Source organism: Streptomyces sp. NBC_00353, from assembly GCF_036108815.1.
Lineage (GTDB): Bacteria > Actinomycetota > Actinomycetes > Streptomycetales > Streptomycetaceae > Streptomyces.
This window is the reverse complement of sequence record NZ_CP107985.1, coordinates 5,964,734-5,989,695: the sequence shown is the minus strand read 5'-3', so window position 1 is coordinate 5,989,695 and position 24,962 is coordinate 5,964,734. Positions and strand designations below refer to the sequence as shown.

Annotated in this window: 23 protein-coding genes and 1 tRNA gene; 9 read left to right on the top strand and 15 right to left on the bottom strand. The window is 69.6% G+C overall.

All coding sequences use genetic code 11. The features are described 5' to 3' along the window. Position 1: 1 nt before the first annotated feature. A complete protein-coding gene (locus tag OHA88_RS27140) occupies positions 2–2,767 on the top strand; it encodes a bifunctional YncE family protein/alkaline phosphatase family protein (RefSeq protein ID WP_328627414.1) in 2,766 nt (921 codons plus the stop codon). 202 nt (positions 2,768–2,969) lie between these two features. On the opposite strand, the gene OHA88_RS27135 is transcribed toward OHA88_RS27140, so the two are convergent. From OHA88_RS27135 to galU, 7 genes are all read right to left on the bottom strand, one after another. After that, a tRNA-Ala gene (locus OHA88_RS27135) sits at positions 2,970–3,043 on the bottom strand. Positions 3,044–3,131: 88 nt separating this feature from the next. Next, entirely contained in the window at positions 3,132–4,304 is a 1,173-nt protein-coding gene (gene sepX / locus OHA88_RS27130) for a divisome protein SepX/GlpR (RefSeq protein ID WP_328627413.1), read from the bottom strand. Positions 4,305–4,471: 167 nt separating this feature from the next. Further along, complete coding sequence (locus OHA88_RS27125; protein ID WP_326604171.1) at positions 4,472–5,077, bottom strand: GNAT family N-acetyltransferase; 606 nt, start codon at positions 5,075–5,077, stop codon at positions 4,472–4,474. Between the two features lie 17 nt (positions 5,078–5,094). Then, positions 5,095–5,712 (bottom strand): MogA/MoaB family molybdenum cofactor biosynthesis protein, encoded by a 618-nt coding sequence (locus tag OHA88_RS27120; RefSeq protein ID WP_328627412.1) that lies wholly within the window; start codon positions 5,710–5,712, stop codon positions 5,095–5,097. Beyond that, positions 5,709–6,209 carry a cyclic pyranopterin monophosphate synthase MoaC gene (gene moaC, locus OHA88_RS27115; RefSeq protein WP_328627411.1) on the bottom strand — a complete coding sequence of 167 codons (501 nt, stop codon included), beginning with the start codon at positions 6,207–6,209 and terminating at the stop codon, positions 5,709–5,711. Before moaC ends, OHA88_RS27120 begins: the two co-directional genes overlap by 4 nt. 124 nt (positions 6,210–6,333) lie before the next feature. Beyond that, on the bottom strand, positions 6,334–7,644 hold the full coding sequence (gene glp / locus OHA88_RS27110) for a molybdotransferase-like divisome protein Glp (RefSeq protein WP_328627410.1): 1,311 nt from the start codon (positions 7,642–7,644) through the stop codon (positions 6,334–6,336). Positions 7,645–7,648: 4 nt separating this feature from the next. Then, a complete protein-coding gene (gene galU, locus OHA88_RS27105) occupies positions 7,649–8,551 on the bottom strand; it encodes a UTP--glucose-1-phosphate uridylyltransferase GalU (protein WP_328627409.1) in 903 nt (300 codons plus the stop codon). A gap of 106 nt (positions 8,552–8,657) precedes the next feature. Between galU and OHA88_RS27100 the strand changes: the two genes are divergently transcribed. Next, on the top strand, positions 8,658–9,239 hold the full coding sequence (locus OHA88_RS27100) for a 5-formyltetrahydrofolate cyclo-ligase (RefSeq protein ID WP_328629805.1): 582 nt from the start codon (positions 8,658–8,660) through the stop codon (positions 9,237–9,239). 52 nt (positions 9,240–9,291) lie between these two features. On the opposite strand, the gene OHA88_RS27095 is transcribed toward OHA88_RS27100, so the two are convergent. Next, a complete protein-coding gene (locus OHA88_RS27095) occupies positions 9,292–12,045 on the bottom strand; it encodes a penicillin acylase family protein (protein ID WP_328627408.1) in 2,754 nt (917 codons plus the stop codon). A gap of 243 nt (positions 12,046–12,288) precedes the next feature. Between OHA88_RS27095 and OHA88_RS27090 the strand changes: the two genes are divergently transcribed. The 4 genes from OHA88_RS27090 (at position 12,289) to OHA88_RS27075 (ending at position 16,725) form a co-directional block, all read left to right on the top strand. Then, positions 12,289–13,791 (top strand): potassium/proton antiporter, encoded by a 1,503-nt coding sequence (locus tag OHA88_RS27090; RefSeq protein ID WP_328629804.1) that lies wholly within the window; start codon positions 12,289–12,291, stop codon positions 13,789–13,791. A 311-nt stretch (positions 13,792–14,102) separates the two neighbouring features. Further along, positions 14,103–15,386: an MFS transporter gene (locus OHA88_RS27085; protein ID WP_328627407.1), complete on the top strand. Its 1,284-nt coding sequence runs from the start codon at positions 14,103–14,105 to the stop codon at positions 15,384–15,386. Positions 15,387–15,452: 66 nt separating this feature from the next. Beyond that, positions 15,453–15,800, top strand: coding sequence for an FmdB family zinc ribbon protein (locus tag OHA88_RS27080; protein WP_328627406.1), 348 nt, complete (start codon positions 15,453–15,455; stop codon positions 15,798–15,800). Between the two features lie 91 nt (positions 15,801–15,891). Further along, positions 15,892–16,725 (top strand): S-methyl-5'-thioadenosine phosphorylase, encoded by an 834-nt coding sequence (locus OHA88_RS27075; RefSeq protein WP_328627405.1) that lies wholly within the window; start codon positions 15,892–15,894, stop codon positions 16,723–16,725. A gap of 179 nt (positions 16,726–16,904) precedes the next feature. On the opposite strand, the gene OHA88_RS27070 is transcribed toward OHA88_RS27075, so the two are convergent. Next, positions 16,905–17,105, bottom strand: coding sequence for a hypothetical protein (locus tag OHA88_RS27070; RefSeq protein WP_328629966.1), 201 nt, complete (start codon positions 17,103–17,105; stop codon positions 16,905–16,907). Between OHA88_RS27070 and OHA88_RS27065 the strand changes: the two genes are divergently transcribed. Together OHA88_RS27065 and OHA88_RS27060 are read left to right on the top strand one after the other, a co-directional pair. Next, entirely contained in the window at positions 17,104–17,511 is a 408-nt protein-coding gene (locus tag OHA88_RS27065) for an RcpC/CpaB family pilus assembly protein (RefSeq protein WP_443044296.1), read from the top strand. The two genes, OHA88_RS27070 and OHA88_RS27065, sit on opposite strands and share 2 nt — an antisense overlap. A gap of 147 nt (positions 17,512–17,658) precedes the next feature. After that, complete coding sequence (locus tag OHA88_RS27060) at positions 17,659–18,165, top strand: MscL family protein (protein ID WP_328627404.1); 507 nt, start codon at positions 17,659–17,661, stop codon at positions 18,163–18,165. A gap of 1 nt (position 18,166) precedes the next feature. Here OHA88_RS27060 and OHA88_RS27055 read toward each other — a convergent pair whose 3' ends face one another. From OHA88_RS27055 to OHA88_RS27030, 6 genes are read right to left on the bottom strand one after another with little or no spacing between them, the layout of a single operon-like run. Then, complete coding sequence (locus OHA88_RS27055; protein ID WP_267004689.1) at positions 18,167–18,394, bottom strand: hypothetical protein; 228 nt, start codon at positions 18,392–18,394, stop codon at positions 18,167–18,169. 21 nt (positions 18,395–18,415) lie between these two features. After that, the gene (locus tag OHA88_RS27050) at positions 18,416–18,802 is read right to left on the bottom strand and encodes a DUF6755 family protein (protein ID WP_328627403.1); all 387 of its coding nucleotides are present in this window, start codon (positions 18,800–18,802) and stop codon (positions 18,416–18,418) included. Further along, positions 18,799–19,521 (bottom strand): Rieske (2Fe-2S) protein, encoded by a 723-nt coding sequence (locus OHA88_RS27045; protein WP_328627402.1) that lies wholly within the window; start codon positions 19,519–19,521, stop codon positions 18,799–18,801. The genes OHA88_RS27050 and OHA88_RS27045 overlap by 4 nt, the downstream gene beginning before the upstream one ends. Beyond that, the gene (locus OHA88_RS27040; RefSeq protein ID WP_326604183.1) at positions 19,518–20,120 is read right to left on the bottom strand and encodes a 4Fe-4S dicluster domain-containing protein; all 603 of its coding nucleotides are present in this window, start codon (positions 20,118–20,120) and stop codon (positions 19,518–19,520) included. Before OHA88_RS27040 ends, OHA88_RS27045 begins: the two co-directional genes overlap by 4 nt. Before the next feature lie 7 nt (positions 20,121–20,127). Next, positions 20,128–22,437, bottom strand: a complete 2,310-nt coding sequence (locus OHA88_RS27035) for a molybdopterin oxidoreductase family protein (RefSeq protein WP_328627401.1) — start codon at positions 22,435–22,437, stop codon at positions 20,128–20,130. Next, positions 22,434–23,573 (bottom strand): MFS transporter, encoded by a 1,140-nt coding sequence (locus tag OHA88_RS27030; protein ID WP_389728546.1) that lies wholly within the window; start codon positions 23,571–23,573, stop codon positions 22,434–22,436. The genes OHA88_RS27035 and OHA88_RS27030 overlap by 4 nt, the downstream gene beginning before the upstream one ends. Positions 23,574–23,762: 189 nt before the next feature. Between OHA88_RS27030 and OHA88_RS27025 the strand changes: the two genes are divergently transcribed. Further along, on the top strand, positions 23,763–24,953 hold the full coding sequence (locus OHA88_RS27025) for a low temperature requirement protein A (RefSeq protein ID WP_328627400.1): 1,191 nt from the start codon (positions 23,763–23,765) through the stop codon (positions 24,951–24,953). Positions 24,954–24,962: the final 9 nt, after the last annotated feature.

The window sequence follows — 24,962 nt, the reverse complement described above, 5'->3', positions numbered from 1 at the left end:
CATGCAGGTAACACGCCGCAGGCGTGTCGAGAAGGAGCATTCCGGCTTTCTCGCTGGACGCATCGGCCGCCGGATACCTCTGACAACGGCAGGCATCACCGCTCTCGCCGTCGTCGCCGCCGGCACCGCTTTTGCCCAGACGCACCAGTTCGGCACCGACCAGGTCGGCCAGATCACCGATCAGGGCCAGGTCATCTCCAGCGACCAGTACATCGCCCCGTTCGGCGACCGTCTCGTCGTGAACAACGGCAAGATCATGTCGTCCTCGGTCAGCCCGGACGGCACCCACCTCGCGGCCTCGGTCACCGACGGTGGGATGGCACTGTCCATCGTGGACCTGAAGAGCTGGAAGGTGCAGCAACTCGTCGGCAACTCCGCGTCGGCGAACCCACGCATCAGCGGCAACGACGTGGGCCAGGAAGGCCCCACGTACTCGCCCGACGGTTCGCAGCTGTGGCTGGGCCAGACCGACGGCTACACCAAGTTCACCGTGAACCCGGACGGCAGTGTCGCCAACCCGACGTCCGTCAAGATCCCGGTGGACGGGCCCAGGCACGCGCTGGTGGGTGAGGCGGTGTTCTCGCCCGACGGCTCCACCGTGTACTCCGCCGTCAACGGCCAGAACCGGGTGGTCGCCATCGACGCGGCGACCGGGGCCGTCCAGCAGAGCTGGGCGGTGGGCAACGCCCCGCGTGACATGGTGAAGGTCGGCACCAAGCTCTACGTCAGCAACGAGGGCGGGCGTCCGGCGAAGCCCGGCGACACCACGATCAACTCCTACAACACCCAGGTGCCGGCCAGCCCGGTGACCGCTGCCACCACCACCGGCACGGTCAGCGTCATCGACCTGGCGAACCCGGCCGCTGCCGTCGCGAGCATCGACGTCGGTCTGCACCCGACCGCCCTGTACGCCAGGCACGGGGCGCTCTTCGTCACCAACACCGCCACCAACGACGTGTCGGTCATCGACACCGCCAGAAACAAGGTCGTGCAGACCGTCGCCACCCAGCCGTGGCCCGAGGCGTCGGTGGGCTACGAGCCCGACGCGGTGACGCTCACCGACGACGGTCACCTGCTGGTGACGCTCGGCCGCGCCAACGCGGTCGCCGTCTACCGGTACACGACCCCGCAGGAGCCGGTCAGCTACGTCGGTCTGCTCCCGACGGACTACTTCCCCGCAGAGATCGCCACTGTCGGCAACGAGGTGCTGGTCTCCAACACCCGTGGTATCGACGCCCGTCGCCCCACCAACAGCGCCGGGCACGGCACCCACGACACGACGTCGAGCGTGCAGCGGTTCACGCTGCCGAACGACCGCGTCATCAAGTCCGAGACGGCCAAGGTCTTCAAGCAGAACGGCTGGAACGGCGGCGCGGTCACGCTGACCAAGGGCAAGGGCAAGGGCAAGGGCCACCCGAAGCCGGTGCCGGTCCCGCAGCGGCTCGGCGACCCCTCGACGATCAAGCACGTCTTCCTGATCGTCAAGGAGAACCGGACCTACGACCAGGTCTTCGGTGACATCCCGCAGGGCAACGGTGACCCGTCGCTGGCGCAGTTCGGCGAGAACGTGACGCCGAACCAGCACGCGCTGACCAAGCAGTTCGGGCTGTACGACAACACGTACGACATCGGCACGAACTCCGCCGAGGGGCACAACTGGCTGATGCAGGCCGACAACCCGGAGTACACCGAGTCCTCGGCCGGTGAGTACGCGCGCAGCTACGACACCGAGGACGACGCTCTCGGCCACCAGCGGACCGGTTTCATCTGGACCGGTGCGCAGGCGGCCGGCAAGTCCGTGCGGGACTTCGGTGAGTTCCAGCAGTTCCTGACCAAGCCGTCGGGCGCGAGCTGGCAGAACCTGTACTGCGACTCCAAGAACATGGCCGCGACCGGTCAGGACACCGCCTACAAGCTGAACTCGTCCTCGCCGATCCCGTCGCTCAACGACGTGTCGGTGTCCGGCTTCCCGAAGTTCGACACCAGCGTCCCGGACGTCTACCGGTCCGAGATCTGGAAGCGTGACTTCGAGAAGAACGGGCCGGCGAACCTGAACATGTTCTGGCTCTCCAGCGACCACACCGGTGGTCCGGCGAACGCGGCCGCTCAGGTCGCGGACAACGACCTCGCGGTGGGCAAGATGGTCGACACGATCTCGCACAGCCCGTACTGGAAGGACTCCGCGATCTTCGTGGTCGAGGACGACTCCCAGGCCGGCCTCGACCACGTCGACGGCCACCGAGCCCCGATCCAGATCATCAGCCCCTGGGCCCAGCACGACACCGTCGACAGCCACTACTACTCGCAGATCACGATGATCCGGACCATCGAGCAGATCCTCGGGATCCACCCGATGAACCAGAAGGACAGCGCGGCCAGCCCGATGCGTGGGGCGTTCACCAAGAAGGCGGACTTCACGCCGTTCACGGCGCTGCCCAACCGGACCTCGCTGACCGCGGGTCTGGCGACCCCGCCTGCCTGCGGCCTGGACACCCCGGCGCCGCAGAACCCCGGTGCAGCGCCTGCGCCGTCGGCGAAGGTGCCGGCGGACAAGCAGGCTCTCGCGGCGAAGTGGGCGGACTGGAAGTCGAAGCAGCGGCTGACCGGACCCGACGCCAAGCCCGACTTCGCGAATCCCGCGCAGATGAACCACTTCACGTGGTACGAGACGCACGAGTGGAAGAAGCCGTACCCCGGCGAGAACAAGATCTTCGCGCCGAAGGACGTGCCGGGCGCCTACATCCCGTCGTCGGAGTCCGACGGCTGACGTAGCCGGATCGCCTCAAGGAGCCCCTGGCCGGTGTCACCGCCGGCCAGGGGCTCCTTCTGTCCCCGAGCCTTCGCCGCGCGGTCGGCTGCTGCGACGGTCCGCCTGGGTGCACAAGATCAGACACAGTCGCTGCACCTCGCTGCCGCACGACGCCAAAGAGCCCCTACCGGGTTTCCCCGGTAGGGGCTCTGAGCTGCGGTGGACCTGTGGGGATTTGAACCCCAGACCCCCTCGATGCGAACGAGGTGCGCTACCAGACTGCGCCACAGGCCCTTGCAACGAGTGAAACTCTAGCATCCTCGGAGCGGTGCTCGGAAATCCGCTCCCCCGCTGGTCAGCCGGGGCGGCGTCGCAGCGGGTCTCACTCGTTGGCGGCGCGGGGCCGGTCGCCGTCCTCGTACTGGTCGAAGAGCGGGGTCCGGCCGCGGTCGCGGGTGCGACGGGACTGGTTGGTGCGCTGGCGCGGGGCCGGGTCCACGGGGGGTGCGGCGGGAGCCGTGGTGCCCGGCTGTGCCGGTTCGGCGGTGCTGGAGCGGGCCGCGCTCCAGGTCTCCGGGTTGCCGACCTCGACGCCGCCCGTGGCGCGCGGGGCCACGGGCGCGGTGACGTAGGTCGGCAGCGGGACCGGGACCGGCTCCCAGCTGTCGCCCTGGGCCCGGCCGCGTTCGCGCTGCTGGTCGACCCATTCCGCGTGGTCCGTCTGCTCGACCAGCGCGCGGCGGCCCGCTTCCTGCGGGGAGACCGTGGGGGCGGGCTCGGGCTCGGGGTGGCGCGCTTCGGGCTCCTCGTCGGGCTCGGCGGGGGCCGTGGCCGCGGGCTGGTGCCTGCGGTGGCGGTTCTCGCGCAGGTGCTGCGCCGCCACCTCCGCCCTGCGCCGGTCCATGGTGAAGGCGAACCTGCGCCGTTCCTGGGCGCGCAGATGCACGATGTACGTGCTCAGCAGCACGGCAGGCACCGCGGGCGCCCACAGGAAGTGGAGGCCGCCGACCGCCGCGACGACCGCGCCGAGGGTGAAGGCGAGGAAAAGGACCGAGGTGGTGCGCCGACGGCGCGCCAGCACCTGCGAGCGCTGGGCACGCCGGGCGCGCTCCGCATCGATCCCACCGGGACGGGCGCGCCGCGCGGGTACGGGCACAGACGCGTGCGCCGGTCCCTCCTGGGCCTGCCGCTCCTGGGAACCCTGGGACGCCTGCGCCGTGGAAGCCGCACGCTCCGGTGCGCGTACCGGGTCGTGCACACGGGCTTCGGTATGCGCCGGAGGCGCGGCGAAGGCCCGGACGTCCACGGAATCCACTCGCTCCGTGCCCACGTCCGGGTCGACGTCGGGCCCCGCCTCCTCGGTGGTGCGCTCCCGCAGTTCCTTGGCGTACCGGCGCTCCATCGCCGCCCGTCCGGACAGCAGCCGGATGGCGGTGCTGAAGCGTTCGGTCGGGCGGGCTTCATTGAGCTCGTCCTGCCTGCGGAGCCACATCGGCACCAAGTAGGCGGCCCAGGCCCCGACGATGACTGCATAGATGAGGCCGCTGCTGCTCACGTCTCACACCGTAGAGGGGTTTGCACGGAGGCATCCGCCAATTGGCCCGGTGTGTCGCACGATCTGGCTGATATCAAGGACTTTTTTTGTGATTGTTCGGATCAACAGTCGGCGTTTGCGCGTTGGTTAGCGGTCACGCGGCGATCAATTTCGAACATTCATTTTATTTAACGCGGCGTTCCGGGTCGTCGTGCCTGGTGCCAGCGCCGGAGCAGCCCGTCGGGCACCTCCTCCGCGGTGAGCGCGAAGATCAGATGGTCCCGCCAGGCACCGTCGATGTGGAGATAACGTGGACGCAGCCCTTCCTCGCGGAATCCGAGTTTCTCCACGACTCTTCGGCTGGGCCCGTTCTCGGGCCGAATGCACACCTCGATGCGGTGCAGTCCGACGGACCGGAAGCAGTGATCGACGGCGAGAGCGACCGCGGTCGGCATGACACCGCGACCTGCCACGTCCTGGTCCACCCAGTAGCCGACATGCCCCGAGCACATCGATCCCCAGGTGATCCCGGCGACCGTCAACTGCCCGACCAGGCGCCCCTCGTACTCGATGGCGAAGGGCAGCATCCGGCCGGCGTTCGCCTCGGAGCGCAGATGGCGGACCATCTGACGGTAAGTGGGGCGCCGGGCCACCGGACCGCCCGGGCCGGGCGGGGGGACGGTCGCCTCCCAGGGGCGCAGCCAGTCGCGGTTGCGCCGGTTGACCTCCCGCCACTCGCGCTGGTCGCGCAGCTTTATCGGCCGGAGGGCGATCGCGCCGTCCGTCAGGATCACCGGCCAGGTCGGGACGTTCAGCTCGGGCTCCCGGGTCGGGGGTGGTCGCCGCCGCGGAGCTGATCGACGGCGTGCACCAGAAGGCGTTCGAGGACGGCGAGGCCGTCGCGCACCCCGCCGGTGGAGCCCGGCAGGTTCACGATGAGGGTGCGGACGGCGACTCCGGCGAGGCCGCGGGAGAGCGCGGCCGTGGGGACCTTGTCGCGGCCCTCGGCACGGATCGCCTCGGGGATGCCGGGGATCTCGTGGTCGAGGACGCGGCGGGTGGCCTCGGGGGTGCGGTCGGTCGGTGAGATGCCCGTACCGCCGGTGGTGACGATGACGTCGTACGCGGCGGCCACCCCGGCCCGCAGGGCCCGCTCGACGGGGTCACCGTCGGGGACGACCTGCGGCCCGTCGACGGCGAAGCCGAGCGCGGCGAGCGCCTCGACGATCAGGGGGCCGCCCCGGTCGGCGTAGACACCGGCCGAGGCGCGGTTCGACGCGGTCACGACGAGCGCGGTACGGGGGGCGGGCGGCGCACCGTCGAGGGGCGCGCCCTGTACGCGCGGCTCCGGCGGCGACGCCGCACGCTCGCCGCCGGACGCCGCCGTCCCGTCCGGCCCGCCGGACGGGTCGGCCTCGGGCGCCGTCATGCGTTCTCGCCCTTCGGCACGGAGCGCCGGTAGTCGCCCGACTTGCCACCGGACTTCGACTCGACCCGGACATCCGTGATGACCGCGCTCTTGTCGACCGCCTTGATCATGTCGATCACAGTGAGCGCGGCGACCGAGACGGCCGTCAGGGCCTCCATCTCGACGCCGGTGCGGTCCGTCGTCTTCACCGTGGCGAGGATCTCCACCGCGTCGTCGGCGACGCTCAGGTCGACCTTCACGCCGGAGACGGCGAGCGGGTGACAGAGCGGGATCAGCTCGGGAGTGCGCTTGGCGCCCATGATCCCGGCGATACGGGCGGTGGCGAGGGCGTCGCCCTTGGGAACTCCCTCGCCACGGAGCAGTTCGACGACGCGCGGCGAGACGAGGACCCGGCCGCTGGCGCGGGCGACGCGCGCGGTGACGTCCTTCTCGGACACGTCGACCATCCGGGCCGCACCCGCCTCGTCGAGATGCGTCAGCCTGTTCTGCGTACTCACTGAACTCCGCCTAGCGGTAGGGCGCCGGTTGCCCGCTCGGCCTGCACCGGAGTGCGGCCGGGGGTCCGGGGGGTGTCCCCCGGTAAGGCACAGCGGCAGACACCGTACCGCCACCGGGTCGCGTTCAGCGGAGCAGGATCACCTCGGTGACCGTGCCGGACTCCGCGGAGGTGACGTCCTCGGGCAGCACGATCAGCGCGTCCGCCTGGGCGAGGGCGGCGATCAGATGCGATCCGGAGCCGCCGACGGGGGTGACGGTGCCCTTCTCGGCGTCGTACGTGCCGCGCAGGAACTGACGCTTGCCGGACGGCGAGCTGAGTGTCCGGTCGGTCTTCAGCGTGGCGCGGACCGTCGGGCGGGTCACGTCTTTCAGGCCCATCAGCGTGCGGATCGCGGGCCGCACGAACAGCTCGAACGAGACGTACGACGAGACGGGGTTGCCCGGCAGTGCCAGCAGCGGTGTGTGCTCCGGGCCGATCGAGCCGAAGCCCTGCGGTTTGCCCGGCTGCATGGCGAGCTTGCGGAACTCGATGCCGCTGCCCGGCTCGTCCGCGTCGCCGACGGAGGACAGGGCCTCCTTGACCACGTCGTACGCGCCGACGCTGACGCCGCCCGTGGTGACGACGATGTCGGCGCGGATCAGCTGGTCCTCGATCGTGGCGCGGAGCATGTCGGCGTCGTCGGTGACGGCGCCGACCCGGTAGGAGATGGCTCCCGCGTCGCGCGCGGCAGCCGTCAGCGCGAAGCTGTTCGAGTCGTAGATCTGACCACCCGTCAGTTTCTCACCCGGTTGCACCAGTTCACTGCCGGTGGAGATGACGACGACACGCGGCCGGGGCCGCACCTTCACGGTGGAGCGGCCGATCGCGGCGAGCAGCCCGATCTGCGGCGGCCCGATGACCGAACCGGCCCGCAGGGCCAGATCGCCGGGCTGCACATCGCTGCCGCGGGCCCGGACATGGGCGCGGGCCGCGACGGGGCGATGGACGCGGACCTCGCCGCCCGAGTCCTGCGGGGCGTGGCTGTGGGCGCGCATGGTGTCCGCCGGGCCGCCGCCCGTACCGCCGTCGGTCCACTCGACCGGCACGACGGCTTCCGCACCGGCCGGCAGCGGGGCGCCGGTCATGATGCGGGCGGCCTCGCCGGGGCCGACGGTCTGGTCACCGGAGAGTCCGTCGCTGCCCGCCGCGACGTCACCGATGACCGTGAGCACCGCGGGGAACTCCTCGCTGGCGCCCTCGAGATCGGCGACGCGGACCGCGTAACCGTCCATCGAGCTGTTGTCGAAGGGCGGCAGGGCGATCTCCACCACGACGTCCTCGACGAGGACGCAGCCCTGGGCCTCGGGCAGTTGGAGCTCGATGGGTTCGAGCGGCCGTACCGCGGCGAGGATGTCCTCCAGGTGCTCGTCCACCGACCAGATCGGGCTGCTCAACGTGTTACATCTCCTCGGTGACGAAACTGCGGAGCCAGGTCCGGAAGTCCGGGCCCAGGTCCTCACGTTCGCACGCGAGTCTGACAATGGCGCGGAGGTAGTCGCCCCGGTCACCGGTGTCATAGCGGCGGCCCTTGAAGACAACGCCGTGCACGGGGCCGCCGATCTTCTCGTCCTCGGCGAGCAGTTGCAGGGCGTCGGTGAGCTGGATCTCGCCGCCGCGGCCCGGCTCGGTCCTGCGCAGTATGTCGAAGACGGCGGGGTCGAGGACGTAGCGGCCGATGATGGCGAGGTTGCTGGGCGCGTCCGCCGGATCGGGCTTCTCGACCAGCCCGGTGACCCTGACGACATCGCCGTCCGTGGTGGCGTCGACGGCCGCGCAGCCGTACAGATGGATCTGCTCCGGCTCGACCTCCATCAGCGCGACGACGCTGCCGCCCTCGCGCTCCTGGACCTCGACCATGCGGGCGAGCAGCGGGTCGCGCGGGTCGATCAGGTCGTCACCGAGGAGGACCGCGAACGGCTGGTCGCCGACGTGCGGTGCGGCGCACAGCACGGCGTGGCCGAGGCCGCGCGGGTCGCCCTGGCGGACGTAGTGCATGGTGGCGAGGTCACTCGACTCCTGGACCTTCTGGAGCCGGTCGGCGTCTCCCTTGCGGGTGAGCGCGGACTCCAGTTCGTAATTGCGGTCGAAGTGGTCCTCGAGGGGCCGCTTGTTGCGGCCTGTGATCATGAGTACGTCGGAGAGGCCGGCCGCGACCGCTTCTTCGACGACGTACTGGATCGCGGGCTTGTCGACGACAGGCAGCATCTCTTTGGGAGTGGCTTTGGTGGCCGGCAGAAAGCGGGTGCCTAGCCCTGCGGCCGGAATGACAGCCTTGCTGATCCTGGGGTGCGACTGAGTCATGCGCGCAACCATAACCGGTACCCATGGGCGGAAGATGAGCGTCCGGTTAACTTTGTACTCATATATGAACATACGAGAGATTCACAGGTGCCCGTTGAACACCGACATGCCCGAAAAGGCCTCTCTGCGGCGTGACCTGCTCGCCGCGCGTTCCCTCCTGAGCAGGGAAGACGTCGACGACGCCGCGACGGTTCTGTCCCGCGGTGCGGTAGACCTTCCGGAGTTGGCCGAGGCCCGCGCCGTCGCCGCCTACGTCTCGGTGGGGCGCGAGCCGGGCACCCGTGCACTGCTGGATGCGCTGCGCGCGCGGGGGGTACGGGTGCTGCTGCCGGTGCTCCTCCCGGACAACGATCTGGACTGGGCCGCGTACGAGGGGGGCGACAGCCTCGTCCCGGCGGCCCGCGGGCTGCTGGAGCCGGACGGTCCGAGGCTCGGGCCGGACGCCGTTCTGGACGCGGACGTGGTCCTGCTGCCGGGCCTCGCGGTGGACGGCCGCGGGATGCGGCTCGGCCGCGGCGGAGGTTCGTACGACCGGGTGCTGGCCCGGCTCGCGGCGGCCGGGGCGCACCCGGCGCTGGTCGTCCTGCTCTACGACAACGAGGTGGTCGCGCAGGTTCCTGCGGAACCGCACGACCACCCCGTGGACGCCGTGGTGACACCGGCCGGAGCGCGGCGCTTCACCGTCTGACCCGGGCCGGAACCGCCCCCGGGCCCGCCGTCCTCCCAGGACGGCTTGAACGTCAGGACGGCTTGAGCGTCAACGTGTCCTTCGTCGCCTTCGCCACCGCATTCGTCCCGAAGGACCAGTCGAGCAGGTCGCCGTTGACCCACTTGTCGGTCTGATCGGTGTAGTGCGCGCTGAACGCGTGCCCGGAGGCGCCGGTGAGGTTGATCCAGCGGGACTTGTCCCAGTCCCCCACGTTGACGATCATCCGCATGGACGGGACCCAGATGACCTCGTAGCCGCCCGCCGCGTTCCAGCCGGAGGCGTTGACCGCGGCCTCGCCGCCGCCGAGGTTCCACGGGCCGCGGTTGAGGGCCCGCTGGAGCACATCGGGGCCTTCGGTACCGAGGGTCTGGTTCTTCAGGGTCAGCTGGTGCAGCCGGCCCCAGCTCCAGGTGGAGATGTCCTTGCCGAGCTTGGCGGTCAGCTCCCAGCGGGCGTCCTTCATGGCGCGGCCGAAGAGCTCGTCACGGGTCTCGGTCGCCTTGTCCTTGCGGTTCTTCGGCGACTGCCACCAGTCGTTGTTCTCGTCGTCCATGAGGTTGGCGACCACCTGGTACCAGCGGTCGCCGCCGTCCGGCTGCGCCGTGTCCGTGTCGCGCTGGCCGCATTCGCGTACCGGCTTGTCCTGCTCGTCGACCGGACCCGTGCTGTCGGCCGGGAGGACGGTGAGGCACTCGCCCTTGACGCGCAGCTCCTTGGGCAGCTTGTCGCCGAAGGTCAGCCTGAGGATGTTGCGCCAGACCGCGTTGAAGTAGGCGGCGGCCGCCGAGTCGGGCTCCTGGGTGTAGTCCCAGCCCTCCAGGAGCTTCTGTGCCTCACGGACGCTCTTGTCGGAGACGTTGATCTTCATCAGCTCGGGCACCAGCAGCGCGGCGATCTCGCTGGTGTTGTCCATCTGCATCTTCTGCATGTCGTCGGTCGAGATCTTCCCGCCGCCCTTGATCTTCGACTCGATGAGGTCGTTGATCCGCTGGCTGCGGGTGCCGTAGCCCCAGTCCTTGGTGAGCAGGTGGGGGTACTTCTTCTCGTCGATGACCGCCTGGTTGGCGGTGACGATGTAGCCGCGCTTCGGGTTGTACTCGTACGGCAGCTCATCGAACGGGATCGGGTCCTTCTTCCAGCCGTACGACGACGCCCAGCCGGGGCTCGGCATCGTGCCGTTGCCCGCCTTGCGGACCGGGATCTTCCCCGGGGCCTGGTAGCCGATGTTGCCCTTGGTGTCGGCGTAGATGAGGTTCTGCGAGGGGACCTCGAAGTGCTCGGCGGCGGCCCGGAAGGTCTTGAAGTCCTTGGCGCGGTTGAGCTCGAAGACGGCGTCCATGGAGTGACCCGGTTCCAGCGCGGTCCACTTCAGGGCGACGGCGTAACCGTCGCCGCGGTCCGGCGCGGCGTTGGTGACGGGGGCCTTCTCGCCGACCTTCTCCAGCTCGCCACTGCGGTCGGAGACCAGCGGACCGTTGTTCGTCTCGCGCACGGTGATGTGCCGGCTCTCGCCGCCCGCGACCTTGATGGTCTCCTTGCGGGTGACGAAGGGCTTCACCTTGCCGTCGTACTGGTAGCCCTCGCCGGAGACCTTCTCCAGGAAGAGGTCGGTGACGTCCGCGCCGAGGTTGGTGAAGCCCCAGGCGATGTCCTGGTTGTGACCGATTATCACGCCAGGCATGCCGGAGAAGGTGTACCCGGCGGTGTCGTACCGGCAGGTCGCCGAGAGCTGCCGGCAGTGCAGCCCCATCTGGTACCAGAGCGACGGCAGCTGCGGCGCGAGGTGCGGGTCGTTGGCGAGCAGCGGCTTGCCGGTGGTCGTGTACTTGCCGGAGACGACCCAGGAGTTGGATCCGATGCCGTTGCCGTTCGGGCCGAGCAGCGCGGGGATCTCGTCGAGGGTGTCGGAGAGCGAGGAGAGCTGCGTGTTCAGGCCTTCGGTGGCGCCCTGCACGGTGTTCGCGCCGACGCCGGTGGACGACGTCGCGGCCGGGTCGAACGCGCCGGTGACCGATGAGATCGCACCCTGGTCGACAATCGGCCGGTGCTTGTCGTACGGGTACGCGGGGTACAGGTCCTCGATCTGTTCCTTGCTGAGCCTGCTGGTCATCAGCGAGCGGTCGATCTCGTCCTGCATGTTGCCGCGCAGGTCCCAGGCCATCGCCTTCAGCCAGGCGACCGAGTCGACCGGGGTCCACTTGGTCGGCCGGTAGTCGTTGGTGAGGCCGAGCGCGGCGTACTCGACGGAGATGTCCTTGCCGTCGCGCCCCTTGAGGTAGGCGTTCACCCCGTCCGCGTACGCCTGGAGGTTCTTCTTGGTGTCCGCGGACAGGACGGTGTCGTACTCCTCCTGCGCGATCTTGCGCCAGCCCAGCGTCCGCAGGAAGGCGTCCGTGTCGACCTGCCCCGAGCCGAACATCTCGGAGAGCCGGCCGGCCGTCATATGACGGCGGACGTCCATCTCCCAGAAGCGGTCCTGAGCCTGTACGAAGCCCTGGGCGCGGAACAGGTCGGTGTCGGAGTCCGCGTAGACCTGCGGGATTCCATAGCTGTCGCGCTTGACGTCGACGTTGGCGGAGAGACCGTCGATCTTGACCGACCCGTTCGTCTGCGGGTACGAGGCACGCACGGTCGCTACGGACCAGTACGCGCCGTAACCGATACCCGCGACAAGCGCCAGCACCAGGACGATCACGATCAGGCGGGCGCGTCGCCCCTTCTTCTTGCCGGTCTTCGCACCGGCAGAACCGGAAGAGCCGGAAGAGGCGGTTGTGTTGGCGGGCATCGCTGTCCTTCGAGGGGCAGGGTGGTCCTGGGAGTGCAGGAGCAACCATAGGCGCAGCACCGAGGCGGCTCCGACGCGGTATCGGGATCCATCGAATCGAGAGTCGATCGCACGAGCACTCGAACGCGTCAAGAAAGCGTTAAAGATTAGGTAAGGTAATGAAGTACCGGCCGCCGGAGAGTCACTCGGCAGGCGTACGCAGGGAAGGAACGGCCACTGACTGTCCACGCGCTCAACGAACTCCTGCTCGTCTGCTCGCTCGTCCTGCTCGTCGCCGTCGCGGCGGTGCGCATCTCGTCCCGCAGCGGGCTCCCCAGCCTGCTCCTGTATCTCGGCATCGGGATCGCCATCGGGCAGGACGGGATCCTCCACATCAAGTTCGACAACGCCGAACTGACCCAGGTGTTCGGCTACGCCGCCCTTGTCGTGATCCTGGCCGAGGGCGGCCTCGGCACGAAGTGGAAAGAGATCAAACCGGCACTGCCCGCCGCCGCGACGCTGTCGGTCGTCGGCGTCGCGGTGAGCGTGAGCGTCACCGCGGCCGGAGCGCACTATCTGGTCGGCCTGGACTGGCGGCAGTCGCTGATCATCGGCGCGGTCGTCTCGTCGACGGACGCCGCCGCGGTCTTCTCCGTGCTGCGCAAGGTGCCGCTGCCGGCCCGGATCACCGGGGTGCTGGAGGCCGAGTCCGGATTCAACGACGCCCCCGTGGTGATCCTCGTGGTGGCCTTCTCGACCAAGGGGCCGGTGGACAGCTGGTACCTGCTGGTCGGCGAGATCGCCCTGGAACTGGTGATCGGCGCGGCCGTCGGCATCGCCGTCGGCTGGCTCGGCTCGTTCGGACTGCGTCATGTGGCACTGCCCGCGTCCGGTCTCTACCCGATCGCGGTGATGGCGATCGCCGTGTCCGCGTACGCGGCCGGCGCCCTGGTCCACGGCAGTGGCTTCCTCGCCGTCTATCTGGCCGCGATGCTCCTCGGCAACGCCAAGCTGCCGCACTGGCCCGCCACCCGCGGCTTCGCCGACGGGCTCGGCTGGCTGGCCCAGATCGGCATGTTCGTCCTGCTCGGGCTACTGGTCACCCCGCACGACCTGCTCGACGACTTCTGGCCCGCGATCATCGTGGGTCTGGTACTGACCGTGGTGGCGCGCCCCATGGAGGTCTTCATCTCCCTGATCCCGTTCCGGATGCCGTGGCGCGAGAAGGCCTTCATGTCATGGGCGGGGCTGCGTGGCGCCGTCCCCATCATCCTGGCGACCATTCCCATGGTGCACGGGATCGAGGGCTCCACCCATGTCTTCAACATCGTCTTCGTACTCGTTGTCGTCTACACGCTGATTCAGGGGCCGACCCTGCCCTGGCTGGCCAAGGCCCTGAAGATCGCCGAGGACCCCTCCGAGGCCACCGACCTGGGCATCGAGTCGGCGCCGCTGGAGCGGCTGCGCGGGCATCTGCTGTCGGTGGCGATCCCCGGGAAGTCGAAGATGCACGGCGTGGAGATCGCCGAACTGCGGCTGCCCGCCGGAGCAGCCGTCACCCTCGTCGTACGGGAGGGGAAGAGCTTCGTGCCCGGACCGTCGACCATGCTGCGGCGGGGCGACGAACTGCTGGTCGTCGCGACCGATCCGGTGCGCGACACGGCCGAGGCCCGACTGCGGGCGGTCGGCGAGGGCGGCAAGCTGGCCGGGTGGCTGGGGACCGACGGCGACACCGGTGGAACCGGCAGGACCAGGACGCACCACTGATCCGAGGCTACAAAGGTGTGATTGCCCGCAATCGCAGGCATGCACCGGATCCTGCCCTGTAGCATGAAGGAAACGTGATCGACAAAGATCGATAGATCCGGTCAACACCGGATCGACCAACTCTGCCTGACGCAGAGCTGGCGCGACCGTATGGCGGTCGTGGCGTCCTCCGCCTCTGCTGCGAGCGCCCGGCATCTACCGCAGTTCCGCGCGAAGAGGACAGCTCTCGGCAGCTTCCGTCCCAGGCCGGCACCCACAGGTGCGGACCGGCGACGGAAGCATGGCTACCAGGCGGCAGAAAGGCATGGACCGTGGCGTCCACGGTCTCCGACCGCCCCGGTTACGGGCAACTTCTGCGCATCCCCGGTGCGTGGACCTTCCTCCTTCCGGGCTTCGCCGCACGGCAGCCCTTCGCGATGCTGACCATCGGCATCGTCCTGCTGGTGCAGCACACCACCGGCTCGTACGGCAGCGCGGGCGCCGTCGCCGCTGTCACCGGTGTCTCCATGGCGCTGTTCGCCCCGCAGAGCGGCAAGCTGGCCGACCGCATCGGCCAGCGCGCCGTACTGCTGCCGGGAGTCCTCGTGCATGCGGCGTCCGTATCGGCGCTGACGGCACTCGCACTGGCGGACGCACCGCTCTGGCTGCTGTTCCTGGCCGCAGTGCCGACGGGTGCCTCCGTCCCGCAGATCGGCCCGATGGTGCGGGCCCGCTGGGCGGCCCTGCTGGGCGCGGCACCCGGCCGGAAGGCCTCGCCCCTGATGGCGACCGCCGCCGCCTTCGAGTCGGTGACCGACGAGTTCACCTTCGTCATCGGACCCGTCCTCGCCACCGCCCTGTGCACCGGGGTGCATCCGGCGGCCGGACTGATCGCGGAGGCCGCACTGACGCTGATGGGCGGCCTGCTCTTCGCGGCGCAGCGCCATACCCAGCCCGCGGTCCGCTCCACCACCTCCGGCGCCTCCGAACGGCACACCTCCGCCCTGTCCGTACCGGGCGTACGCGTGCTCGCGGTGGCGTTCCTCGGGATCGGCGCCGTCTTCGGCGGCATGCAGGTCTCGCTGACCGCGTTCGCCGAGGAGATCGGCCGGCCCGGTGCGAACGGCCTGCTCTACGGGATCTTCGCGGCCGGCAACATGCTGGCCGGGATCGCCTGCGGTGCCGTCGCCTGGAAGAGCGGGCCGCGGCGCAGGCTGATCGCCGGGTACGCGGCGCTGACCCTGACCGCGTCCGGGCTGTGGGCCGTGCACTCCGTGCCGCTGCTGGCCGGGCTCGGGCTGCTCGTCGGACTCTCCATCGCACCCGCGCTGATCAGCGGATACACGCTCGTCGAGGCGCTGGTTCCGGCGTCCGCCAGGACCGAGGCGTTCACCTGGCTGACGGGCGCGGTCGCGCTCGGCCAGGCCGCGGCGGTGACGGTCGCCGGACGGCTGGCGGACGCCCACGGGGCGAGCACCGGCTTCGTGGTGCCGCTGGTGGGGACCGTGCTGGCGCTCGTGACCCTGGTGACGCTGCGTTCGCGGCTGACACCGAGGGCTCCGGGACGGACCGTGGCACGTGGTGTCGGTCACCGAGAGCCGGTCACGGTGGACTGATCCAGCGGAATACGTCAGTATGGAGCGTCGTTAGCACTCACAGAGTCAGAGTGCCAGGAGGAGCAAGTGCCGACCTATCAGTACCAGTGCACCGAATGTGGCGAGGGCCTCGAGGCGGTGCAGAAGTTCACCGATGACGCTCTGACCGTGTGCCCGAACTGCGAGGGACGCCTGAAGAAGGTGTTCTCGGCGGTCGGCATTGTCTTCAAGGGTTCCGGTTTCTACCGGAACGACAGCCGCGGCTCCTCGTCGAGCAGCGCGCCGGCGTCGTCGCCCGCGAAGGCAACCGGTTCCGCTTCGTCGACTTCCTCGACGGGGTCGGACTCGAAGTCGTCCGCGTCCTCGTCCGCCGCTGCTTCCTCTTCCTCGTCGTCGTCCTCCGCGTCGTCGTCGAGCGGTACGTCGGCCGCCTGAGCCGAGGTACGCAGCTTCACACTTCACCCGAGGGCCCCGCCGATCCGATCGGCGGGGCCCTCGGCATTTACAGCCCCGCTAGTGTGATCGCATGGTGAACGCAGAGATCGGTGTCATCGGCGGCTCGGGCTTGTACTCCTTCCTGGAGGACGTCACCGAGGTTCGCGTGGACACCCCGTACGGACAGCCGAGCGATTCCGTCTTCCTCGGTGAGATCGGCGGACGCCGGGTCGCCTTCCTCCCTCGCCACGGACGCGGCCACCATGTGCCGCCGCACCGCATCAACTACCGCGCCAACCTGTGGGCGCTGCGGTCCGTGGGCGTACGTCAGGTGCTCGGCCCGTGTGCGGTCGGCGGGCTGCGTCCGGAGTACGGACCGGGGACGCTGCTCGTACCGGACCAGATGGTGGACCGCACCAAGGCCCGCACGCAGACGTATTACGACGGGGAGACCCGTGCGGACGGCGTGGCGTCGAACGTGGTGCACCTGGGCTTCGCCGACCCGTACTGCCCCGAGGGGCGCAAGGTCGCACTGGCCTCGGCCCGCGCCAAGGGCTGGGAGCCGGTGGACGGCGGGACGCTGGTGGTCGTCGAGGGGCCGCGCTTCTCGACCCGGGCCGAATCGCGCTGGCATGCGGCGATGGGCTGGTCGGTGGTCGGCATGACCGGGCATCCGGAGGCCGTGCTCGCCCGTGAACTGGGGCTCTGCTACACGACGATGACGCTGGTGACGGACCTGGACGCGGGCGCCGAGGCGGGCGAGGGCGTCTCCCACGAGGACGTGCTGAAGGTGTTCGCGGCCAATGTGGACCGGCTGCGGGCGGTGTTGTTCGACGCGGTGACGGCGCTGCCTGCGGAAGGGGAGCGCAGCTGTTCCTGTGCGCGTGCGCTGGACGGGATCGAGACGGGGATCGAGCTGCCGTAGGGGGTGCGGCCGCGGCTCGGTCCTGGCTCCGATCTTGGCTCTGCGAGACGGGTGGGGCGCGGGTGGGTGACCGACTTGTCCACAGTGTGTGCGCTGTCCACAGGGCTCGGCGGGAATCTCGCGGACGGTGGATCGTGAGGGGCGTCGGTGCTCGTCCCGAACGCCGGACTTCGCGCTCCTCACTCCCCACGGCAGGTGGTGTCGGCCATGTTCCCGCCCGTTTCTCCGACCACGTCCTCGTCCGATGTGCGTCCGACGGCCCCCGGTCCGCCGGTGTCGGCGCCGCCGCCCTGCGGGGTGCCCGCGTTCGCGCCGCTGCGGGTGCGCGGGGGTGGTGGGCGTCGGTTACGGCGGGCGGTGTGGCGACAGCGCCGCGCCATGGCGGCCGGACTGGCGCTGACGGCTGCGGCGCTGGCCGCGACAGGACTGACCGGTGGTGACGGTGGCGGCGGGGCGGCGGAGCGCGCGGGAACCTCGGCGCCGGAGGGGGAGCGGCGACCGGTTCAGCTGGTGTCCGCGCCGGTCCGGATTGCGGATGCGGCGACGGTACGGCTGTTACGCCCGGGAGACCGCGTCGATGTGATCGCGGGCGAGGGCTCCGGGGCAGATGCCAGGGTGGTGGCGAAGGGGGCCAGGGTGGCGGCGGTGCCGCGGACGGCGCCCGATGGTGCTGCCGAAGACCCCGCGGAGGGTGGCGCGCTGATCGTGCTGTCCGTGCCCCGGAGCACGGCGACGGCACTGGCCGGCGCAGGGATCTCGGCCCGGCTGGCGGTGACACTGTGCTGAACCGGGCACACCGGCCCATTCGCACTGATGAGCCGTCAAGTCACCGGCCGGAAGGCGTGGATTGGATGGATTTGCCTCGTGCTGCCGTAGGTTGCGGAACAGTTCGTTCCCCCTACGGCGCATGCGGAGAAAGACTCACTCGTGGGCGTGAAGAAGAAGGTCGGTCTGTTGGAAGGCTTCAAGGTCTTCCTGTTGCGCGGCAATGTGATCGACCTGGCGATCGCGGTCGTCATCGGCGCCGCGTTCACCAACATCGTGAACGCGTTCGTCAAGGGCGTCATCAATCCGCTCGTCGGTGCGTTCGGCACCAAGGATCTGGAGAGCTACAGCTCCTGCCTCAAGGGCCCCTGTGTCACGGACCCGAAGACGGGCGAGGCGACCGAGGGCATCCGGATCCTGTGGGGCTCGGTGCTCAGCGCCACGCTCAGCTTCGTGATCACGGCAGCCGTCGTCTACTTCCTGATGGTGCTGCCGATGGCCAAGTACCTGGCCAGGCGAGCGGCGATGCAGGCTGCCAAGGACGGCGTGCAGGAGACGCTGGAGGTGAGCGAGCTGGAGGTGCTGAAGGAGATCCGCGACGTTCTCGTCTCGCAGCGCAGCGGTCCGGCGGGCGAGGGCCGCGGCCAGGAACCGGGCCGCGGCCACGACGAGTAACTCAGACGTGGTGGGGTGGCTTCTCGTCGAGGAAGCGCGCGAGGTCGGCGGCGCTGCCGCCGGCCGGAGCCCGCTCGCCCCACGCTCGGTCCGTATCGTCCGCGGACTGCTGGTCCAGCGGATCGTCGAAGATCAGAGCCGGCTTGGGCTTCCTCTGCTCCGGCTGTGTCGGGGTTGTCGGCTGCGTCGGTTTCGAATCGCGCGGTCCGGGGGTGGGGGCGGTGCTCATACCACCAGGGTACGGCGACGGTCAGCGATCCTTCGGGTCGAGCATCCAGAGCCCCAGGACCACGAGGAACGACAGACAGAGGAAGCCCGCACCCCACCAGGCCGTTCCGGTGTTGCCCTCCATCCATTCGTCGACGACGACGGTCAGTCCCCAGAGCTGGCCGATGACGACGGTCATGGCGAGGGTCAGCCGCGCCGTCAGTTTCGAGGAGCGCTCGGGTTCCTGGTCGGTGCCCGCTCCCGGGCCCGGACCGGTGCGGCGGACCCGGGGGTCGCCGTAGCCACTGGTGGAGCGGATCTGCGGATAGCGCTCGCGGACGGGTCGGTTCAGCTCCGGCCGGGCGCTGCCCGGGTGGTACTCGGGATAGGCCGGGCGCTGCGGGTCGGCGGGCTGCCGGGCGTCGGTCATGTCCGCCTGCCGGGGGTCTCGGTTTCGGTTGCCGCGGTGCGGGGAGCCTTCGCGCCGGGAGCATGCGCCGGAGGTGCCTCCGCACCTCCGTCCCGGACCGAGGGGCAGCCGATCCGCGAGGCGAGGTCCGGCCGTTCCTCGCTGATCTGGCGGCACACACCGTGCTCGATGCTCTCGCCGGAACGGGTGGTGCCGATGGCCCAGACGCTGCCGTCGGCCTGCTCGGTGAGTGCCACCTTGGGCAGGGGGCGGGGCGGCGGTCCGGCGGTGACTTCTCCGGTGCGCACATCGAAGATGCCCTCGTGACAGGGACAGTAGAGCTCCCCTTCCGGACCGCGGTCCTTGCGCCAGAGCACCGCGCAGGCGAGATGGGTGCAGATCGCCGAGTAGCCGACGAGGGTACCGTCGTCCATCCGGACGGCGACCGCCTTGTCATCCTCCTCGGGGTAGCTGAAGGCGATGGACTCGCCGGGCAGGAGCTGAGCGGTGATCTTCCTCGGTTCGGGTGCCTTGGCGTCATCGGTGTCCCCGTGGCGCGGGAGCATGCCGCCGGCCACGCCGAGGCCGCCGACGGCGAGTCCGCCGGAGACGGTGGCGACGATCCGGAGGTAGTCACGCCGGGTGGTGAGGGAGTCGGCGGCGATCCGGTCGTGCAGGGCCTTGCGCGCGTCTCCGCGGGGGCTCCGGTCCCCGGTCGGCGGCTGCTCGGTGACGCTCATCGGCGGACGTCCTTCCCGTTGATCTCGACGACGGGAAGACCGCCGGGCACCGGCCACCGGACCTTGTCGGCGGGGACGACCATGGCCACACCGGTGCGGACCTCGGTCTCGCCGAAGGTGAAGGTGTCGGCGATCTGGACGCCGGGCCGCTCTGCCTGGAGCTCCTCGGCCGTTCCGTAGAACAGCGCCCCGGTCGGGCAGACGGTGGCGCACATGGGGGCGAGGCCGTAGGCGGTGCGGTCGTAGCAGAGGTTGCACTTCATCTGCAGCTTCGCCTGGAGGTCGATCTTCGGGACGCCGAAGGGGCAGGCGTTGACGCAGTTGGCGCAGCCGATGCAGCGGGTGGTGTCGGCCTGCTGCACCACACCGTCGGCGGTGACCAGGATCGCGTCGGCGGGGCAGACCTCGGCGCACGGGGCGACCGGGTCCTCGCAGTGCATACAGACCGTGGGGAGGGAGGCGACGGAGTGACCCTCGTCGGTGTAATCGAGGTGGATCATCGACTTGCCGCGGTGCGAGTCGCATTCCCGGCAGGCGGAGACACAGGCCTGGCAGCCGATGCAGCGCCCCGGGTCGATGAAGATCGTTCTGCCCATCATGCGGGCCTCAGCTCCTCTCCGAGGTACCACGGCCCTGCGGGGCGGTGGGCGGCAACGGGTCGGTACGGGAGACCTGGGCCTCCGGGTAGGCGACCTGGCCGGGTGCGACGGGAGGTGCGGGGACCTCGTCGATCTTTTCGGCGTGCTCGATGCGGCAGGCGCACACCTTGTACTCGGGGATCTTGGAGCGGGGGTCGAGGGCGTCGATGGTGAGGGCGTTGGCGGCGGTGGGGACCGGCCAGTGGTACGGGATGAAGACGGTGTCGGGGCGGATCGCCTCGGTGACGAGGGCGGGAAAGACCTCGCTGCCGCGCCGGGTGATGACGCGGACCGGTTCGCCGTTGCGGAAGCCGTGGGAGGGGTGGACCTCGGCCCAGGGGCGCGGGGTCTGTTCGACGAGGGCGCCCAGCCGACGGGTCTGGTTGCCGGAGAGGAAGTGGGCGACGGTGCGGCCGGTGGTGAGCGACATGGGGTGCTCGTCGTCGTACGGGTCCATCGGCGGGTGCCACTCGACGACCTGCAGATGGATCTTGCCGTCGGGGTGGTAGGTCCTGCCGTCCTCGAAGAGCCGGGGGGTGCCTGGGTGATCGGTGGAGGGGCAGGGCCAGGCGATGCCGCCGGTCTCCTCCAGCCGTTCGTAGGTGATGCCGTAGTAGTCGTTGACGGTTCCGGCGGAGGCGATCCGCAGCTCGTCGAAGACCGCGCGTGAGTCGGCGAACGCGAATTTGTCGCCCGCGCCGAGCCGCCGGGCGAGTTCACACATCACCCAGGTGTCGGTCCGTACCCCGGGGGGTGCGTCCTGGGCCTTGTTGTGCTTGACCACGCGGGCCTCGGCGTTGGCCATCACCCCTTCGTCCTCGGCCCAGGTGGTGACGGGAAGGACGACATGTGCGTTGGCAGCGGTCTCGGAAAGGAAGAAGTCGAATTGGGCATGGAATTCGGTGGCGTCGTACCCCTCCTTGACCACCCGGTAATTGGGCAGGGAGACGAAGGGGTTGTTGCAGATGCCGATCAGGCCGCGGATCTCGCGGCGCTGCATCTGCCAGACCATTTCCATCATCGAGGTACCGGCGGGCGGCAGTTCGGACTCCTCGATGCCCCAGATCTCGCAGATCTGCCGGCGGTGCTCCTCGTTCATGATCGAGCGGCCGCCGGGGAGGAGGTCGGCCTTCTGGCCGTGCTCGCGGCCGCCCTGCCCGTTGCCCTGACCGGTGATGGTGCCGTAGCCGGCACCGGGCTTGCCGATGTGGCCGGTGGCAGCGCAGAGGTTGATCACGGCGAGGCAGTTCTCGACGCCCTGCGAGTGGTGTTCGATACCGCGGGCGTGCCAGGCCATGGCCTTGGGGGCGCGGGCGAAGGTGCGCGCGACCTGGACGATCTGTTCGGCGGGGACGCCGCAGATCTCGGCGGCGCGGGACGGTGGATATTCGGCGGCCTTGGCCCTGACCTCTTCCCAGCCGGTGGCGTGGGCGGCGAGGTACGCCTCGTCGGTGAGGCCCTCCTCGACGACCACGTTCAGGACGGAGGTGAAGAAGGCCGAGTCGGTGCCCGGCTTGAGGGCGACATGGATGTCGGCGGTGCGGGCGATCGCGGTCTCGCGCGGGTCGACGACGATCAGGCTGGCACCTCGGTCCCGCGCTCCCCACACGTACTGGGTCATCACGGGGAAGCATTCGCCGACGTTGGAGCCCGCGATCAGCAGGCAGTCGGTGAGCAGGCAGTCGGAGAAGGGGTTGCCCGCCCGGTCGATGCCGAAGGCGAGCTTGTTGGCACCCGCGGCACTGACCATGCAGAGCCGGCCGTTGTAGTCGACATGCCGGGACTTGAGGGCCACCCGGGCGAATTTGCCGACGAGATACGTCTTCTCGGAGAACAGGCTGGCACCGCCGAGGAGTCCGAAGGCGTCGTTGCCGTGGGCCTGCTGGATGCGTTTGATCTCGGAGACCGTGAAGTCGAGCGCCTCGTCCCAGGAGACCTCGCGGAACACCTCGTCGCGGGAGCGGCGCATCAGCGGGGCGGTGAGCCGGTCGGGGTGGTTGACCTGCTGATACGCATTGATGCCCTTGGGGCAGAGCCGCATCCGGTTGATGTCGTGGTTGCGGGGTTCGACGCCGAAGACCTTGCCGCCGCGGTCGACGCGCAGATACATCCCGCACTGGACGCCGCAGAAGCAGCAGTGGGTGGGGACGAGCGTCTCGCCGTCCTGGTCGGCGCGCCACCGGTCGGCCGGGATGCCGCCGGCGTCCCGGAAGGCCCGGGTGCCCGGCGGTGCGAGAGAGGGGTCGAGCGGGACGACCGGACGGGGGTCGGCGGTCACTTGAAGCCCTTCTTCACATGGGAGAGATAGGCGCTGCCGCGCAGCACCCTTTTGCAGCGCGGGCAGTATTCGGCCCACTCGTCGAAGTCGAGGCTGAGATCGCGCATGGTGCCGCGGAGGTTCTCGACGTACGGCCCGGTGTCGATGGGTTCCTCGCAGCGACGGCAGCTGAAGATCTCCTGGTCCTGCCGGCCGGTGTACTTGAACAGCTGCATACCGACCGCGGCCGGGCGCTGGACGATGTGGAAGAACTTCCCGAACGGGATGTAGATGAGGGTGAAGACCACCGACACCATGTGGAGGATCCCCAGGAATTCGTATCCGCCGCCGTGCAGGAAGATCGACGAGAAGGTGAGCAGCAGACCGGTCACGGAGATGACGATCAGGGCGATCAGCGGCACGAGGTCGTAGCCGAAGCGCTGGCCGGTGATGGCGCCGCGGTCCTTCATACGGCGCCAGAGGAAGTAGGAGGCACCGGGGATGACGAGCACGGCGGCGATGTCCAGGCCGTGGAACATCAGCCAGCCGAGGAAGTTCAGCGAGTCGAAGCCGATGATCTTGAAGCCCCAGATGCGCATCTCGTAGCCGGGGCCCGAGCCGGTGCCGGAGGTGAAGGTGAACCAGCCCCAGGTCAGCGGGAACGTGATCAGGGAGGCGAGGATGCAGCCCCAGAAGATCAGCTGGTGGGCGGCCCAACGGGCGTGCGAGCGGGCGCCGAGGAACTTCTGGAAGCCCAGATAGGTGGCGGTCATCCTCGGCAGGGCGGTAGGGCCCTTGCGGAAGTTGGCCATGGAGAAGAAGCTCCGCCAGCCCTGCTTGAACAGGCGCCGGGCCCCGGGCGCGGAGACCCAGACCGTGTAGCGGTAGGCGACACCGAAGGCGAGGAAGACCGTGGCGACCGCGTACGGGAGGAGGGCGGAGTCGAAGTTCTCCAGAAGCCGGCTGCCGAACACGATTGCGAGGATCAGCAGGACGGAGACGATGACGCCGACCGCGGTCGCGCGGGAGGTGACGGACCGGAGGACCGAGGTGCGGGCGCTGCCGGGAGCGGGCGGTGCGGGCGTGTCCACGGCCGGGTTCGGCGCGGTGGCGGCTGCGGTTGCGCCTTCGTCTGCGGCTTCTGGGGGCTCGGTCACCGGCCCACCGTAGGACTGGATGGGACGGTTGGTCCTGATTTGACGTCCGGCTGAGTGAGCGCGTCACCCAGCGGCACGAAGGCCGGTCGCGCGACTCTCCGCTGCGCAGGACTTGACCCGGGACGCTTTCCCCGTACGATCTGCGCGTCCCGCCACCCGCCACCGGAGTGGTCTGCTGTGCTGGGCCCCATGTCCCGGATGACCGCCCGCAGCCGCACCGAGAAGCACCGCACCTCGACCCCGCTGGAACTCTTCTTCGACCTGTGCTTCGTCGTTGCCGTCGCCCAGGCGGGCGGCCGTCTCGTGCACGCCGTCGCCGAGGGACATCCCGGCACCGGGATCGCCGGCTATCTGGCCGTGTTCTTCGGCATCTGGTGGGCCTGGGTGAACTTCTCCTGGTTCGCCTCCGCGTACGACACCGACGACACGCTGTACCGCCTGGTCACGTTCGTCCAGATCACCGGTGTGCTCATCTTCGCCGCCGGGGTGCCGCGCGCCTTCGACGACGGGGACTGGACGCTCGGCGTCATCGGCTATGTGGTGATGCGGCTCGCGCTCACCAGCCAGTGGCTGCGGGTGGCCCACTGTTCCGAGGGCGCGGAACGCAGGGTCGCCCACCGGTACGCCATCGGGATCGTCCTGTGCCAACTGGGCTGGATCGGCATGCTGTTCGTGCCCGCCGACATGAACGGCGCCCGTACCGCGGTCTACGTGGTGCTCGCCCTGTGCGAGCTGTCGGTTCCGGCCGTCGCCGAGCGCGAGCGCGGGACGAGCTGGCATCCGCATCACATCGGCGAACGGTACGGACTGTTCACCATCATCGTGCTCGGCGAGACGATCGCCGCGGCAACGGTCGCCGTCCAGGAGTCGGTCGACAACCACGACGCGCTCGGCGAACTGCTGCCGGTCGCCGCGGGCGGACTGCTGATCGTCTTCGCCGCCTGGTGGATCTACTTCGCCGTGCCGATCCACCACTATCTCCGTGGCAGCAGGCAGTCGTTCATCTGGGGATACGGCCACTACGCGATCTTCGGTTCCGCTGCCGCGATCGGCTCGGGCATCGAGGTCGCGGTGGAGGAGGCCACCGGAAAGGCCCATGTGTCGACGGCGGCCGCCTCGGCCGCCGTGACCGTCCCCGCGGCAGTCTTTCTGCTGACGGTGTGGCTGCTGCACGCCCGCCACTTCAAGCGCGACCTCGCGGAGCAACTGCCCCTCCCCCTGGCCACGGTGGCGATCCTGGCCTGTACGTTCGCCGGGACGTATGCGGTCTTGGCGGCCGGTCTGGTGGCGGCCGCGACCGTGACGGCCGGCGTGGCGCTGTCGCGGCGCCCGGCACCGGGCGGGCCAACTTCCACCACCGTCCCGCCGACCCACGCGTGAGGAGCACAC